The sequence below is a fragment of the Dietzia sp. CH92 genome, from assembly GCF_032248695.1.
Lineage (GTDB): Bacteria > Actinomycetota > Actinomycetes > Mycobacteriales > Mycobacteriaceae > Dietzia.
In genome coordinates, this window is the sequence record NZ_JAVHXC010000008.1 from 61,968 (window position 1) to 76,088 (window position 14,121).

Annotated in this window: 15 protein-coding genes; 3 read left to right on the forward strand and 12 right to left on the reverse strand. The window is 72.9% G+C overall.

From position 1 onward, the window contains the following. Nucleotides 1–56: 56 nt before the first annotated feature. Both RWK90_RS15415 and guaB read right to left on the reverse strand, forming a co-directional pair. On the reverse strand, nt 57–1,196 hold the full coding sequence (locus RWK90_RS15415) for a GuaB3 family IMP dehydrogenase-related protein (RefSeq protein ID WP_314038503.1): 1,140 nt from the start codon (nt 1,194–1,196) through the stop codon (nt 57–59). 6 nt (nt 1,197–1,202) lie between these two features. Continuing rightward, complete coding sequence (gene guaB / locus RWK90_RS15420) at nt 1,203–2,738, reverse strand: IMP dehydrogenase (protein WP_314038504.1); 1,536 nt, start codon at nt 2,736–2,738, stop codon at nt 1,203–1,205. A gap of 113 nt (nt 2,739–2,851) precedes the next feature. On the opposite strand from guaB, the gene RWK90_RS15425 reads away from it, so the two are divergent. Next, the gene (locus RWK90_RS15425) at nt 2,852–3,274 is read left to right on the forward strand and encodes a DUF5319 domain-containing protein (RefSeq protein WP_396230350.1); all 423 of its coding nucleotides are present in this window, start codon (nt 2,852–2,854) and stop codon (nt 3,272–3,274) included. A gap of 75 nt (nt 3,275–3,349) precedes the next feature. Here the strand turns inward: RWK90_RS15425 and RWK90_RS15430 are convergent, their stop codons facing one another. The 4 genes from RWK90_RS15430 to groES all read right to left on the reverse strand — a co-directional run bounded on the left by RWK90_RS15430 (nt 3,350) and on the right by groES (nt 7,258). Continuing rightward, nucleotides 3,350–4,369, reverse strand: coding sequence for an anti-sigma-D factor RsdA (locus RWK90_RS15430; RefSeq protein ID WP_314038505.1), 1,020 nt, complete (start codon nt 4,367–4,369; stop codon nt 3,350–3,352). Further along, on the reverse strand, nt 4,366–4,947 hold the full coding sequence (locus RWK90_RS15435) for a sigma-70 family RNA polymerase sigma factor (protein WP_314038506.1): 582 nt from the start codon (nt 4,945–4,947) through the stop codon (nt 4,366–4,368). The genes RWK90_RS15430 and RWK90_RS15435 overlap by 4 nt, the downstream gene beginning before the upstream one ends. Nucleotides 4,948–5,220: 273 nt before the next feature. Further along, nucleotides 5,221–6,843, reverse strand: a complete 1,623-nt coding sequence (groL, locus tag RWK90_RS15440; RefSeq protein ID WP_314038507.1) for a chaperonin GroEL — start codon at nt 6,841–6,843, stop codon at nt 5,221–5,223. Between the two features lie 121 nt (nt 6,844–6,964). Then, nucleotides 6,965–7,258, reverse strand: coding sequence for a co-chaperone GroES (gene groES / locus RWK90_RS15445; RefSeq protein WP_314038551.1), 294 nt, complete (start codon nt 7,256–7,258; stop codon nt 6,965–6,967). A gap of 369 nt (nt 7,259–7,627) precedes the next feature. Between groES and RWK90_RS15450 the strand changes: the two genes are divergently transcribed. Together RWK90_RS15450 and RWK90_RS15455 are read left to right on the forward strand one after the other, a co-directional pair. Then, the gene (locus RWK90_RS15450; protein WP_314038508.1) at nt 7,628–8,443 is read left to right on the forward strand and encodes a formate/nitrite transporter family protein; all 816 of its coding nucleotides are present in this window, start codon (nt 7,628–7,630) and stop codon (nt 8,441–8,443) included. Between the two features lie 8 nt (nt 8,444–8,451). Continuing rightward, nucleotides 8,452–8,769 (forward strand): DUF4190 domain-containing protein, encoded by a 318-nt coding sequence (locus RWK90_RS15455; RefSeq protein WP_314038509.1) that lies wholly within the window; start codon nt 8,452–8,454, stop codon nt 8,767–8,769. Between the two features lie 66 nt (nt 8,770–8,835). Here the strand turns inward: RWK90_RS15455 and tsaD are convergent, their stop codons facing one another. The 6 genes from tsaD to alr are packed head-to-tail and all read right to left on the reverse strand — an operon-like array spanning nt 8,836 to nt 14,121. After that, on the reverse strand, nt 8,836–9,873 hold the full coding sequence (gene tsaD, locus RWK90_RS15460) for a tRNA (adenosine(37)-N6)-threonylcarbamoyltransferase complex transferase subunit TsaD (protein WP_314038510.1): 1,038 nt from the start codon (nt 9,871–9,873) through the stop codon (nt 8,836–8,838). After that, nucleotides 9,870–10,382, reverse strand: coding sequence for a ribosomal protein S18-alanine N-acetyltransferase (rimI, locus tag RWK90_RS15465; protein WP_314038511.1), 513 nt, complete (start codon nt 10,380–10,382; stop codon nt 9,870–9,872). The genes tsaD and rimI overlap by 4 nt, the downstream gene beginning before the upstream one ends. Continuing rightward, entirely contained in the window at nt 10,379–11,188 is an 810-nt protein-coding gene (gene tsaB / locus RWK90_RS15470; protein WP_314038512.1) for a tRNA (adenosine(37)-N6)-threonylcarbamoyltransferase complex dimerization subunit type 1 TsaB, read from the reverse strand. The genes rimI and tsaB overlap by 4 nt, the downstream gene beginning before the upstream one ends. A gap of 4 nt (nt 11,189–11,192) precedes the next feature. After that, nucleotides 11,193–11,714, reverse strand: a complete 522-nt coding sequence (locus RWK90_RS15475) for a tRNA (adenosine(37)-N6)-threonylcarbamoyltransferase complex ATPase subunit type 1 TsaE (protein ID WP_314038513.1) — start codon at nt 11,712–11,714, stop codon at nt 11,193–11,195. Further along, nucleotides 11,711–12,952: an alpha/beta hydrolase gene (locus RWK90_RS15480; protein WP_314038514.1), complete on the reverse strand. Its 1,242-nt coding sequence runs from the start codon at nt 12,950–12,952 to the stop codon at nt 11,711–11,713. Before RWK90_RS15480 ends, RWK90_RS15475 begins: the two co-directional genes overlap by 4 nt. Continuing rightward, nucleotides 12,949–14,121 (reverse strand): alanine racemase, encoded by a 1,173-nt coding sequence (gene alr / locus RWK90_RS15485; RefSeq protein ID WP_314038515.1) that lies wholly within the window; start codon nt 14,119–14,121, stop codon nt 12,949–12,951. Before alr ends, RWK90_RS15480 begins: the two co-directional genes overlap by 4 nt.

Consider the following 14,121-nt stretch of genomic DNA (forward strand, 5'->3'; position numbering starts at 1 on the left):
AACTTACCCGACAGTAGCCCTCGATTTGTCCAGGGATGTGGCGACGCCCGCGCGGGTCAGACGCGGACGGACAGGTCGACCTTCTGGAACCCCTTGACGTCGGAATATCCGCACTTGGCCATCGCCCGGCGCAGGCCACCCATGAGGTTGCGGGTGCCGTCGGGGACGCTGGTCGGCCCCTGGAGCACCTCCGCCAGAGGCGCCAGGCCGGTCTCGTCCTCCACCTCCGCGACGTGCGCACGCGGCACCTTCGGATGCGCGGAGACCGAGTTCCAGTACACCCCGCGGCCCGGCGACTCCAGGGCCCCGGCCAGCAGCGGCCCCAGCACGACGGCGTCGGCGCCGCACGCCACCGCGCGGGCGATGTCCCCCGAGGTGTAGATGTCCCCGTCGGCGAGCACGTGGACGTAGCGCCCGCCGGTCTCGTCGAGGTAGTCGCGTCGCGCGGCGGCCGCGTCGGCGATGGCCGTGGCCATGTGGACCTCCATGCCGAGGACCGGCCCGGTGGTGGTGACGCCGTCGGCGCCGCCGTAGCCCACGATCACGCCGGCCGCCCCGGTGCGCATGAGGTGCAGGGCCGTCTTGTAGTCCACGACCCCTCCGGCGATCACCGGCACGTCCAGCCCGCCGATGAAGTCCTTGAGGTTGAGCGGGGCGTCCTCCCCGCTCACGTGCTCGGCCGAGATGATGGTGCCCTGGACCACCAGGAGGTCGATTCCGGCGGCGACCAGACCGGGGGTGAGCTCGCGCGCGTGTTGCGGCGAGACCCGCACCGCGACGGTGGCGCCCTCGTCCCGGATGCGGCCCACCGCCGCGGCGAGCAGCTCGCGATCGATCGGCGCGCGGTGCAGCTCCTGCAGACGGGCGACCGCGCGATGCCCGGTCACGTCGTCCAGAGCGAGCTCACGCAGGTCGGCGATCACCGCCTCCGGGTCCGCGTGGCGGGCCCACAGCCCCTCGCCGTTGAGCACGGCCAGACCGCCGAGCTTCGAGAACTCGACGGCCGAGGACGGGGACACCACCGCGTCCGACGGGTGGGTCATCACGGGGATGTCCATCTGGTAGGCGTCGATCTGCCACGAGGTCGACACCTCCTTGGAACTCCGCGTCCGGCGGGAGGGGACGATGTCGACCTCGCCCAGCCCGTACATCCGACGGGCCTCCCGGCCCATGCCGATCTCCACGACGTTGCGCACGCGCCCTCAGTCCTTGACGTTGTAGTTGGGGGCCTCGACGGTCATCTGGATCGCGTGCGGGTGGCTCTCCCTCAACCCCGCGGCCGTGATCTGGACGAACTGGGCGTTGTTCATCTCCGGGATCGTCGCCGACCCGGTGTATCCCATACCCGCCCGGAGCCCGCCGTTGAGCTGGTGCAGGACCTGCGCGACGTCGCCCCGGTACGGGACGCGCCCCTCGATCCCCTCGGGGACCAGCTTCTCCTCGGAGAGCACGTCGTCCTGGAAGTAGCGGTCCTTGGAGAACGACTTCTCCTGGCCGGGCTTGCCGCGTCCGCGCATCGCCCCCAACGAGCCCATGCCGCGGTAGACCTTGTACTGCTTGCCGTCCACGAAGATCAGCTCGCCCGGCGATTCCGTGCACCCCGCCAGCAGCGAACCGAACATGCAGGCCGACGCGCCGGCGGCGATCGCCTTGGCGACGTCGCCGGAGTACTGCATCCCGCCGTCGGCGATCACGGGGATGCCGGCCTTCTTGGCCGCCACCGACGCCTCGAGGATCGCCGTGATCTGCGGTGCCCCCACGCCCGCGACGACGCGGGTGGTGCAGATGGACCCGGGGCCGATACCGACCTTGATGGCGTCCGCGCCCGCGTCGATCATCGCCTGGGCCGCGCCGCGGGTGGCGAGGTTGCCGCCGATGACCTGCACGCGGTCACCGAGCTCACGCTTGACGCGCGCGACCATGTCGAGGGCGTTGCGGTTGTGCGCGTGCGCGGTGTCGACGACCAGCGCGTCGACACCGGCGTCCGCGAGGGCACCGGCACGTTGCCAGGCGTCCTCGCCGGTGCCGATGGCCGCGGCCACCCGCAGGCGCCCGTCGGAGTCCTTGGTGGCGTCCGGGTGCTTCTCGGTCTTGACGAAGTCCTTGACCGTGATGAGGCCGGTGAGTCGCCCGTCGCCGTCCACGATCGGCAGCTTCTCGATCTTGTGCCGGCGCAGCAGGCCCAGGGCGGCCTCGGCGGTGACGCCCTCGCGGGCCACGACCAGGGGCGCGCGGGTCATGACCTCGTCGACGCGGCGCGACTTGTCCATCTCGAACCGCATGTCGCGGTTGGTGATGATGCCCACCAGCTCGCCGCGCTCGTCGGTCACCGGCAGCCCGGAGATCCGGTAGCGGGCGCACATCTCGTCGACCTCGGCGAGGGTGTCGGAAGGGGCGCAGGTGACCGGGTCGGTCACCATGCCGGCCTCGGAGCGCTTGACCGTCTCGACCTGGGCGGCCTGATCGGCGACGGACAGGTTCCGGTGCAGGACCCCGATACCGCCCTGGCGGGCCATCGCGATGGCCATCCGCGCCTCGGTGACGGTGTCCATCGCCGAGGAGATCAGGGGCACCCGGAGGGTGATCTCCCGGGTCAGCCGCGTACTGGTGTCGACCTCACTGGGGACCACCTCCGAGGCCGCGGGGAGCAGGAGAACGTCGTCGAACGTCAGGCCCACCATCGCGACCTTGGTCGGGTCGTCGCCGCCGGTGCGCACGGGGCCTTGCGACTCGCTCATCTGCCGTCCTCCTGAGGGATCGTCTCGGTGCTGGGTTCGAGGATAGTGGGTCCGGGGGCCGTGGCTCGAACCGTCGGCCCCGTGAGACCGTGGTCACGGGTACGGTGGAGCATGTGAACGATCCCCTTCGGCACGGTATGCCGCCCGACCCGTTCGCCGGCGATCCGGATGACCCGGCCGCGGAGCTGGCCGAGCTCGATCCCGTCGACGACGGAATCCCCTCGGGCCCTCTCGACGCCGACGAGCGATGCGCGATCGAGGAGGACCTCGCGGACCTCGCGGAGTTCCGTCGACTGCTGGCCCCGATCGGGGTCAAGGGCGTCGCCGTCCAGTGCGAGGACTGCGCGGAGGAGCACTACCACGAGTGGGACATGCTGCGCGCCAACCTCATGCAGTTGCTCGAGGACGGCTCGCTGCTGCCCCACGAGCCGGCCTTCGACCCGATCCCGGACGACTACGTCACCTGGGAGTACTGCCGCGGTTACGCGGACGCGGTCCGCGCGCTGCGTCCCCGCCGCCTCAACTGGCGCCGCTGACGCGGATCCGCCGGACGACACCGGATCCCCGCCTCCCGACCCGGGAGGCGGGGATCTGTTCGTTCCGGTGAGCCGTCAGCTGGTCGGCGGCGCGGACGGCGGCGTCTGCTGCGGCGAGCTGGGCGGCTGCTGGGTCGGGGTGGGGACCTGGGTCACCGTCGTGCGGGACGGGGACGGCGGCCCGTCCAGCTGATCCTGTCCGACGTCCCCGCTCGGCCGCCCGGTGGTGGGCGCCAGGAAATCCTGGATCCGCTGCGTGTCGATCGGGATCTGGAGGGTCGTGGAGATGCGCAGACCGTCCAGCGGGAGCGGGATGACCGGCATCCCCGCGGGCGGCGGCGGGATGAGATTCGACGGCAGCGGCACCGGGACGCCCGGCACCAGGGTCGCCGCGCCGGGCGCGGGGGCCGGCGCCGGTGCGGGAGCGGGCTCGGGGGACGGGACCGTGCTCGGGGTCACCCGGCTGAGGTCACGCTTGATGGCGTCGCGACGCTTCATCAACTCCACGCGCTCCGAGGCGTCGGTCACCTCGTCGAGTCGCTCGCTCACCTCGTCGAGCAGCCGCTCGGCCTCCCCCCGGTCACCCTCGCGGGCGGCGAGGTCGGCGGCGGAGAGGAACTCGGTGAGGTCGTTGACCAGCTCGACGTCACCGGCGCGGTCGGAGAAGATCGTCTTGGACACGCCCCAGAGCGGGTCGCCGGGCATGGCGCTGTGGGCGGCGACGGACAACCCGCCGACGATCACGGCGGCCACGGCGGCGGCACCGGTCACCGCCTGCCAGAGCGCGGGGCGCCGTCCGTGGTGGTGGTCCCCGGCGGAGACCCACCCGCGCCGCGGCCACAGTCGGGACACGTTCGGGGCCAGCGCGACCTCGATCTCCTCGTAGCTCGGGAGAGCGGGGAGCTCGACGGCGTCGGTCTCGGCGCGCCAGTCGGCGAGCAGGGCGAGCAGCGGATCGTCACCCTCGGGGCGCTCCCCGCGTCCCAGGGCGTCGAGGAGAGCGTCGTCGCGGTCCACCTCCGGGTGGTCCGCGTCGGGCACGTCGAGCGAGGCGGCGTCGTCCCGTCGGCCGGGATCGACATCGTCGTCGTTCATCGCCATCGCTCCTCTCCATCCTGCTCGATCCGCGCCCGGAGCTGCTTCATCGCCCGGTGTTGGGCGACCCGCACGGCTCCGGCCGTACTGTCGACGATCTCCGCGGTCTCCTCCGCCGAGAGCCCGACCACGACACGTAGTCGGATTATCTCCCGTTGCTTCTCCGGCAGGGTGTCGAGAAGGCGGCTCACCGCTCGCGACACCTCGCCGTCGAGGACGTGGTCCTCCGGGCCCGTGTCGGTGGAGAGCACCTCGGGGAGGTACTCCACGGGATCGGACTTGTTCCGCGCGGCACCCCGATGGGCGTCCGCGACCTTGTGGGCCGCGATCCCGTACACGAAGGCCATGAAGGGGCGTCCCTGATCCCGGTATCCCGGCAGAGCCGAGAGGACCGCGATCAGCACTTCCTGGGCGACATCGTCAGCAGACAGGTTGGCCCTCTCCGAGCCACCGACGCGGGAGCGGCAGTACCGCACCACACCGGGTCGCACGAGCTCCAGCACCCGCGCGGCGGCGGTGCGGTCACCCTTGACCGCATCGGCCACGGCGAGTTCCAACTCGTCTGCTGTACCTGTCATCGGATTAGGAGGGCCACGCGTTACACGGCTGTGTTACGGGGCACGGCCTTTCTCTCGGGGCGCGACACTGGTCGCGACGGGTCCCACGCGCCGTCCCGGGGCGGGAGGCGCGGTCCGCGCTCAGAATAGGCGGGTGACCGGTGTGTCGGGGGCGTACTGCTGCGCGCCCAGCGTAACCGTTGCCGGTCGCGCGGGACCACACGACGGGCGCCGGACGGGGACGGGCCCCGCCCCCCGACGGTGCGGGGGACGGGGCCCGTGAGTCGCTCAGGCTCAGTGGGAGTGACCGGCGTGCGAGTGCGCGCCGGCGTCCTTCTCCTGCGGCTTCTCGACGATCGCGGTCTCGGTGGTGAGCACCATCCGCGCCACCGAGCAGGCGTTCACGACGGCCGAGGAGGTGACCTTCACCGGGTCGATGATCCCGGCGGAGACCAGGTCGCCGTACTCCCCCGTCGCGGCGTTGAAACCGTCGCGGGGGCCGAGGTCGGTGACCTTGCTCACGACGACGGAGCCGTCCTCGCCGGCGTTGGCGGCGATCCAGAACAGCGGCGCCGACAGCGCCTTGCGGACCACGTTCACGCCGACCGCCTCGTCGGAGTCGGCGGTGTCCGCCGCGAGCCGCTCCAGCGCGGCGGCCGCCTGCACCAGAACGGAGCCGCCACCGGCGATGATGCCCTCCGCCACGGCGGCCTTGGCCGAGTTGACGGCGTCCTCGACGCGGAGCTTGCGCTCGGTGAGCTCGGTCTCGGTGGCCGCACCGACGCGGATCACGGCGACGCCACCGGCGAGCTTGGCGATGCGCTCCTCGAGCTTCTCGCGGTCCCAGTCCGAGTCGGTCGCCTCCGCCTCGCGGCGCAGCTGCGCCACGCGGGCGTCGACGTCGGCCTGGTCGCCGGCGCCGTCGACGATGATCGTCTCGTCCTTGGACACGGTGACCCGGCGGGCCTGCCCGAGCACGTCGAGCCCGCACTCGGACAGCTTCATCCCGAGGTCCGGGCTGATGACCTGACCCTTGGTGACGATCGCGAGGTCCTCCTGGAACGCCTTGCGGCGATCACCGAAGTAGGGGGCCTTGATCGCGACGACCTTGAGGGTCTTGCGGATCGAGTTCACGACGAGGGTCGACAGCGCCTCGCCGTCGACGTCCTCGGCGATGATGAGCAGCGGCTTGCCGGTCTCGGCGACCTTCTCCAGCAGCGGGAGCAGGTCCGGCAGGGAGCTGATCTTCTCGCGGTGGAGCAGGACGAGGACGTCCTCGTAGATGGCCTTCTGCTCGTCCGGGTCGGTGACGAAGTACGGGGACAGGAAGCCCTTGTCGAAGGCGATGCCCTCGGTCACGGCGACCTCGGTGTGCAGGCCCTGCGACTCCTCGACCGAGACGACGCCGTTGACGCCGACGGCGTCCATCGCCTCGGCGACCATCCGTCCGATCTCGGGGTCCCGGGAGGACACGGTCGCGACCTGCGCGACGGCCTCGGAGCCCGAGACGGGCGTCGCGGCCGAGCGGAGGAACTCCACGACGGCGGAGGCGGCCTTGTCGATGCCCTTGCCCATGGCCATCGGGTTGGAACCGGCCGCCACGTTGCGCAGGCCCTCACGGATGAGCGCCTGGGCGAGCACGGTGGCGGTGGTGGTGCCGTCACCGGCGACGTCGTTGGTCTTGGTGGCGACGCTCTTGACGAGCTGCGCACCGAGGTTCGCGAACGGCTCCTCGAGCTCGATCTCGCGGGCGATGGAGACGCCGTCGTTGGTGACGGTGGGTCCGCCGAACGCCTTGGCGAGGACGACGTGGCGCCCCTTGGGGCCGAGCGTGACCTTGACGGTGTCGGCGAGTTCGTCGACACCGGCGAGCATGCCCTTGCGGGCCTCCTCGTCGAACGCGATCAACTTGGACATTGATGGAACTCCTGGAGGGAAGTGGGTGGTCGGGACGATCAGGTCCTGGGTGAGACACCTCCGCCCCGGCGGTGCCTGGCAGTGGCCGGCGCCGCCGGGGCGGGGTCGTCAGTGGTTCACGTCAGTCGATGACCGCGAGAACGTCGCGCGAGGAGAGGATCAGGTACTCCTTGCCGTCGTACTTGATCTCGGTGCCGCCGTACTTCGAGTAGATGACCTTGTCCCCCTCCTTGATGTCCATGGGGATGCGGTCGCCGTCCTCGTCGAACCGGCCGGGGCCGACCGCGACGACGGTGCCCTCCTGGGGCTTCTCCTTGGCGGTGTCCGGGATGACGAGGCCGGACGCCGTGGTGGTCTCGGCCTCGAGGGCCTCGACGAGAATCTTGTCCTCAAGCGGCTTGATCGCCACGATGATCCTCCCGTATGGGGTGTGGCCGCCCGGAACCCGGGCGACTCGGAGTGTGGTTCGAAGTACCGGGACGCCGGGGGCGTCCCGTGGATTCTGTACGACCCGGCCCGCCGCGTGCGCCGTCGCGGGTGACGCCCTCGGAGCACCGTGTCTATTGGCACTCTACACAGGCGAGTGCCAGCACTCAAGGAAACCGCGTGCAGGGTCCGCGGCGTGCCGACCTCCGGGGCGGGCCCGCCCGGCGGTGGGACCCCGGCCGGAGCCGGTCCCGTTGCGGTTCCCCCACCCGCGGGTAGGCTCGCCCGCACGAACGGACCCCGGCCACCACAACACCTCAGCCCGAACCGATCCCCCGTCGAGGACAGCGAGGCCCCCATGACCGCAGTCGCACCCCCCGAGATCGTCGCCGCGACGGTCGACGCGGGCGAACAGAAGGCCCTCGTCCCCGGCTGGCAGCTCGCGCTGCGTGGCTTCCTCGCCGTCTACCTGCTCGGTGCGGCCACCACACTCGCCGTCATGGCCTCCGACGCGACCGGCGTGGAGATCGTCGGGGCCGTGCTCTTCCCGATCGGCCTCACCCTGGTGGTCCTGCTCGGCCTGGAACTCGTGACCGGTGCGTACGGTCTCGTGCCGCTCGCCGCGCTCGAGGGACGGGTCCGGGTGCGGGACTGCCTGAGGGTGTTCGGCTGGATGATCCTCGGCCACACGGTCGGCGGCCTGGCCGCGGCGTGGATGATCACCTCCGTCCTCACCGGGATGGGCACGGAACCGGACGCCACCGGCGCCCAGGCCCTGGCCGACCTCGCCGTGGAGAAGACGGTCGCCTACAAGGAGGCCGGGCTGGTCACCGGGCTGGGCTGGGTGACGCTCAGCGCGGTGTTGTGTAACTGGCTGGTGGCGCTGGGCGTGATCATGTCCTTCTCCTCCTCCAGCACCTCGGGCAAGATCCTGGCGATCTGGCTGCCGATCCTCACCTTCTTCGCGCTCGGGTACGAGCACGCGGTGGTCAACCACTTCACGATCCCCGCGGGGATGATGCTCGGCGCGGACGTGAGCATCTCCGGCTGGCTGCTGTGGAACCAGATCCCGGTCCACATCGGCAACTTCATCGGCGGGTTCATCCTCGCCGGGCTCGGCCTGTACTTCTCGCAGCGGACCCGCGTCGACGGCGGCGGGGCGGCGCGGGAGTGATCAGGCCGATGACCGACCCCGAGTCGCCGGCGTATCCGTCCGGGGGCAACACGCTGGCGTTGATCGCGCTCGTCCTGGCCGTGGGCAACGTCGTCTTCGGCTCGTTCCTCGGCCTGTTCGTGCCGCTGGTGCCCGCGGTGGTCATGATCGTCGTGGTCGTCCTCGCCCACGTGGCACTGGCCCAGATCAGGCGGCGCGGCCAGGACGGTCGGGCGATGGCGGTCACGGCCCTGGTGATCGGCTACCTCGGCATCGCGTGGGTGCTGGTGCTGCTCGTGCTGGCGTTCACGTCCGCGGCGGTGGGGATGGCGATCCTGGGGTTCTGACCCCCGGGTCGCACCCCCTGGGTCCGCGGCCCCACCGCGCCCCCGGGTCGCGGCCCCCACCGCGGCTCACGCGACCTGTGTGACCTCCACCGGCAGGCCGGGGTCGGCGGCGACGGTCAGCGGGCTCGGGGCGGCCCCGGAGGCCAGGAGCGCGGAGGCCACCCCCACGACCATCGCGCCGTTGTCCGTGCACAGGCGTGGCCGCGGGACGCGCAGCGTGAGACCGGCCTCGGCGCACCGCTCGGCGGCGAGGTCGCGCAGCCGCGAGTTGGCCGCCACGCCGCCGCCGACGAGCAGGGTGCCCACCCCGAGATCGGTGCAGGCGCGGACGGCCTTCATGGTGAGCACGTCGGCCACGGCCTCCTGGAACGACGCGGCCACATCCGCCACCTCGAGCTGTTCGCCGTCCCGCTCGGCGGCCTCGATGCGTCGGGCCACCGCGGTCTTGAGGCCGGAGAAGGAGAAGTCGTGGCGGGCGTCCCGCGGGCCGGTCATGCCCCGCGGGAAGGCGATCGCCGCGGGATCCCCGGTGGCGGCCAGGCGGTCGATCACCGGGCCGCCCGGGTACCCCAGACCGAGGAGACGGGCCACCTTGTCGTAGGCCTCTCCGGCGGCGTCGTCGACGGTCGACCCGAGCTCCTCGACGGGCTCGGTGAGCGCGCGCACGTGGAGCAGCTGCGTGTGGCCCCCGGAGACGAGCAGGGCGACGCACTCGGACAGCGGCCCGCCGTCGAAGCCGGCGACGGCGACGTGTCCGACGAGGTGGTTGACGGCGTAGAAGGGCACACCCCAGGCGGCGGCGTAGGCCTTCGCGGCGGACGAGCCGACGAGCAGCGCCCCGGACAGTCCGGGGCCGATCGTGGTGGCGACGGCGTCGGGGCGGTCGATCCCGGCCTCGGCGAGCGCGGCGCGGACCGTGGGGACCAGGGCCTCGAGGTGAGCGCGGGAGGCGATCTCCGGCACGACGCCGCCGAAGCGGGCGTGTTCGGACATCGACGAGGCCACCACGTCCGACAGCAGCTCGGCGCGCCCGTCGTCGTGCACGCGCGCCACGGCCACGCCCGTCTCGTCGCACGAGCTCTCGATCCCCATGACGGTCCTCATCGGACGCTCCCCTCTCCCGTGTCGCCGATCGTGGTGCCGCGCGCGGGCCGCACCATGAGATGTGCGTCGGCCATGCTCGGCCGGTAGTACCGGGGCCGCAGGCCGACGATCTCGAACCCGTGGGCCTCGTACAGGGTGCGCGCCGGCACGTTGTCGGTCCGCACGTCCAGGACGACCGGGGCGGCCTCGGCGTCGGCCACCTCGAGCATCCGCCGCAGCAACGCCCGGCCGATACCGCGGCCCTGGTGTGCCGGGTCGACGCCGATGGTGTGGACCTCGTACTCGCGGTCCCCCTCGTGCCCCAGCCCGGCGAGGACCGCGTACCCGACCAGCGCGCCGTCGACGCGGGCGGCGAGGCACGTGGTGTGGCGCGAGCCGATCTCGGACAGGAACGCCGCCGCCGACCACGGGCCGTCACCGGGGAACAGCAGGGTCTCCAGTTCGGCGCAGCGCATGGCGTCGTCGGGGCCCAGCGCGTCGTGGACGACGCCGGTCGGGTCCGCGGTCATCTCCCCACCCCGCGCAGGGCGGCGGAGGGGTCGACGCGCCGGGGCGGTACCGCGTCGGGTCGACGCAGGTAGAGCGGTTCGAGCGGGGCCGGGGTCGCGTCGGTGAGCAGCGCGTCGGCGGCGGCGGTGACGAGCCCGGCGGGCGCGGGCGAGGAGATCGCGTCGAGCACGCGGGGAGCGACGGCACCGGCGTCGTCGGCGGTGCGCGCGACGGCACCGGCGTCGTCGGCGGTGCGCGCGTCGGCGCTGGTGTGCGCGTCGGCGCTGCTGTGCGCGTCGTGGGCGTCGGTGACCTCGCGCAGGCGGGCGGGGTCGCCCACCAGGTGGTCGACGCCGGTGAGGTCCACCGCCGCGGCGGGGCCGACCGTGGGGCCCGACGTCCGCACGCCCCGGGGTGAGTAGTGGGCGTGGTACGCCTCGCGGCGACGGGCGTCGGTGACGACGACGAGGTGTCCCGAGGCCCCGGCGGCGCGCGCGGTGGCCGCGAGCCCGTCGAGCGAACACACCCCGTGGACCGGTCTGCCGAGGGCGTCGGCGAACGCCGCGGCGGTGGCCATCCCCACCCGCAGCCCGGTGAACGGTCCCGGACCGGTGCCCACGACCACGGCGTCGAGGGCGTCGGCGGTCAGACCGGCGTCGGCGAGGCACTCCAGGATGTGCGGGGTGAGCAGCTCCGCGTGGGCGCGGGCGTCCTCGGTGACGCGGGTGGCCAGCGTCTCGACGCGGGGCCCGGCCTCGCCGGGCGCGAGGCGGCACACCCCCGCGGTGACGAAGGGGGTGGAGGTGTCGACGGCGAGGACCAGCACGGGCTCAGGGTACCGCCGGGCCGGCGGTGCGACCGGACGCGAGGCCCCGGCTCCAGGCGGCCGTGCGGATGTCGGCGCCCTCGGGGCGACGCAGGGTCACCACGAGCGGCGCCTCGACGAGCGAGTCCACGAACCCGGCACCCCACTCGACCACCACGACGTCGGTGTCGAGGGCGGAGTCCAGGTCGAGGGACTCGAGCTCGTCGGCCAGGTCGCCCGTCGAGGGGGACCCGCCGTCCGGGTCCTGCCCGCCGAGCAGCCGGTAGGCGTCGACGTGGACCAGCCCCGGCCCGCCGGGGGCCGTGGGCGGGTGACGCCGCGCGATGACGAAGGTCGGCGACGTCACCCGGCCGCGGACACCGAGACCGGCGGCGATGCCGGCCGTCAGGGCGGTCTTGCCCGCGCCGAGGGGCCCGTCGAGGACCACCACGTCGCCGGCGCTCAGGAGCCCCGCCAGTTCCACGCCGAGCGCGCGGGTGTCCTCGACCGTGGGCAGGTCGCGCCGCCCCGGGACCTCGATCGTCATGAGGCCCGGTTCCCCTCGGTACGGCCCGCGCGCTCGCGGCGCCGCCACTCGATGATCGCGTCGGCCACGAGGTCACCCAGCACCTCGGACACGTGCGCGGGCTCCTCGAGCATCACCATGTGGCCCGCGCCGGGCACCACGACGAACTCCGCGTCGGGCAGCTCCTCGACGATGTCGACCGACCGGTCCAGCGGGGTGAGCAGGTCGCGGTCGCCGGTGAGGACGGTCGTGCGGACCTCGCGCAGGACGGGCATCGCGGCCGACTCGTCGTGCCGGGTGAGGGTCTCGAAGAAGTTGGCGATGGTCAGCACGTCGGTCGACGCGATGAGCTTGTCGACGAACCGGGCGACGGTCGGGCTGATCGTGGCGGGGTCGCCGAACGACCCGCCGTAGATGAACGGGGAGATGACCGCGCCGAGCGCGCGACGACTGTTGGTGAACACGCCGGGACTGCGACCGGCCAGCCCGGCCAGGCGGGCCACGCTCTTGTTGTCCAGCACGGCCCCCAGGCCGGCCCGGGACAGCTCGGCCACGGCGGTGGAGACCAGACCCACCCCGAGGACGCGCTCGCGCACCTCGCCCGGGTGACGGGCGGCGTACCCCATGACAGTCATCCCGCCCATCGAGTGGCCGATCACCACGACGGGACCGGTGGGCGCGGTCGCCGAGATGACGGTGTGCAGGTCCCGGGACAGCTGGTCGATGGTCGAGTTCTTCCGCGAACTCATCCCGCTGAGACCGTGGCCACGCTGGTCGTAGAAGACCATCCGGATCTCGGAGCCGAAGCGGTCCGCCAGGTGCCGGCGCTGGAAGTGCCAGGTGTCCATCGACAGGGTGTAGCCGTGGACGAACACGACGGTCATCGGGGCGTCGGTGGGCCCGGCCTCGCGTACGGCGAGCGGCACCCCGTCGGTCGCGGCGACCATGGACCCCCGGTCGACCCCGAGCTCCCACATGTCCTCACCGGCCCACGGGTCGTTCGCGCGCCGGCCGGGCAGGAGGGTGACCACGGACCCCAGGGTCGCGGCGCCGAGGGCGCTCAGTCCCGCGCGCAGGCCACCGGGCGTCCGGATCCGCTCGGCGACCGCCTCCGCGGCGTCGGGCGTGCCCCCGGCCAGCCCCGGCGACGGGACCTCGGTCGGAGTCCCGGCCGGCGCCCGCTCGGGTCGTCTCGGGAACCGCAGCCGGGGCCCACCGCGCCGCCGGCCGCCGACCTCGTCGTCGTCGTCGTCGCTCATCGACTCCCCCACGCCGCCGGGGCGTGGGCGCCGCGCACCAGGTGGTGACGCGCGGCGCGGCCGCGCACCGCGGTGACCACCTCGTAGTGGATGGTCCCCAGGGTCCGCGCCCACTCGGCGGCGGTGGGCCCACCGTCCGCGCCGGTGCCGAACAACACGGCCGTGTCCCCCGCCCGCACCGCCTGACCGGGGTCCGGTCCCAGGTCGACGACGAACTGGTCCATGCACACCCGGCCCACGTTCGGATAGCGGCGCCCGCCGATCGAGACGTCCAGGCGGCCCGACAGCAGACGCCACACGCCGTCCGCGTACCCCGCCGCGACGAGGGCGACCGTGGTGTCGTGGGGTGCGTGCCACGTGTGCCCGTAGCTCACGCCCTGCCCCGCGGCCAGGCGCTTGACCATGAGCACCTCGGCGGAGAACGTCATCGCGGGCACCAGATCCACCTCCAGGCCCTCGACCGGGTTGAGGCCGTAGAGCGCGATCCCCGGCCGCACCATCTCGAACCCGTCCTCCGGCCGCGTGAGCGCGGCCGCCGAGTTGGCGTGGTGGTTGACCGGGCACTCCAGACCCCGCGCACGCGCCTGCGCCACGCACTCGTGGAGCCGGGCCACCTGCAGGTCGATGACCGGGTGGCCCGGGTCGTCGGCGTGGGCGAAGTGGGCCATCAATCCGGTGACCTCGACCAGGCCGCCGGCCGTGGCCGTCACGAGACGCTCCAGCACGCCCGGCCACTCCTCCAGCGCGATGCCCGACCGGGCCAGACCCGTGTCGATCTTGGGGGTCACCCGCGCCCGGCGACCCGTGCGGCGCGCCGCCTGCAGGACCGTGTCCAGGTGGGCGGGGCTCGGGATCGCGAGGTCGACATCCGCCTCGATCGCGGCCCGGACGTCATCGGAGGCGGAGTAGAGCCACGCGAGGATCTCGGCGTCGATGCCCGCCGACCGCAGCTCGAGTGCCTCCGCGATAGTGGTCACGCCCAGCGCGTGCACGCCCCCGCGAAGCGCGGCCAGGGAGACCGGGACGGCGCCGTGCCCGTAGGCGTCGGCCTTGACCACCGCCATGACGCGCGCCCCACCGGCGGACCGGACGAGGACGCGACTGTTGTGCTCGATCGCGTCCAGATCGATCTCCGCGCGGCACGGTGAAGGGGGGACAACGGGACCCAT

Excerpts from the sequence above, each read along its gene's own strand:
- rimI (WP_314038511.1), bottom strand. The coding sequence starts at position 10,382 with ATGACCGCGGACCCGACCGGCGTCGTCCACGACGCGCTGGGCCCCGAC.
- groL (WP_314038507.1), bottom strand. The coding sequence starts at position 6,843 with ATGTCCAAGTTGATCGCGTTCGACGAGGAGGCCCGCAAGGGCATGCTC.
- RWK90_RS15450 (WP_314038508.1), top strand. The coding sequence starts at position 7,628 with ATGACCGCAGTCGCACCCCCCGAGATCGTCGCCGCGACGGTCGACGCG.
- RWK90_RS15455 (WP_314038509.1), top strand. The coding sequence starts at position 8,452 with ATGACCGACCCCGAGTCGCCGGCGTATCCGTCCGGGGGCAACACGCTG.
- tsaD (WP_314038510.1), bottom strand. The coding sequence starts at position 9,873 with ATGAGGACCGTCATGGGGATCGAGAGCTCGTGCGACGAGACGGGCGTG.
- guaB (WP_314038504.1), bottom strand. The coding sequence starts at position 2,738 with ATGAGCGAGTCGCAAGGCCCCGTGCGCACCGGCGGCGACGACCCGACC.
- RWK90_RS15435 (WP_314038506.1), bottom strand. The coding sequence starts at position 4,947 with ATGACAGGTACAGCAGACGAGTTGGAACTCGCCGTGGCCGATGCGGTC.
- alr (WP_314038515.1), bottom strand. The coding sequence starts at position 14,121 with ATGGGTCCCGTTGTCCCCCCTTCACCGTGCCGCGCGGAGATCGATCTG.
- RWK90_RS15480 (WP_314038514.1), bottom strand. The coding sequence starts at position 12,952 with ATGAGCGACGACGACGACGACGAGGTCGGCGGCCGGCGGCGCGGTGGG.
- RWK90_RS15475 (WP_314038513.1), bottom strand. The coding sequence starts at position 11,714 with ATGACGATCGAGGTCCCGGGGCGGCGCGACCTGCCCACGGTCGAGGAC.
- RWK90_RS15430 (WP_314038505.1), bottom strand. The coding sequence starts at position 4,369 with ATGAACGACGACGATGTCGATCCCGGCCGACGGGACGACGCCGCCTCG.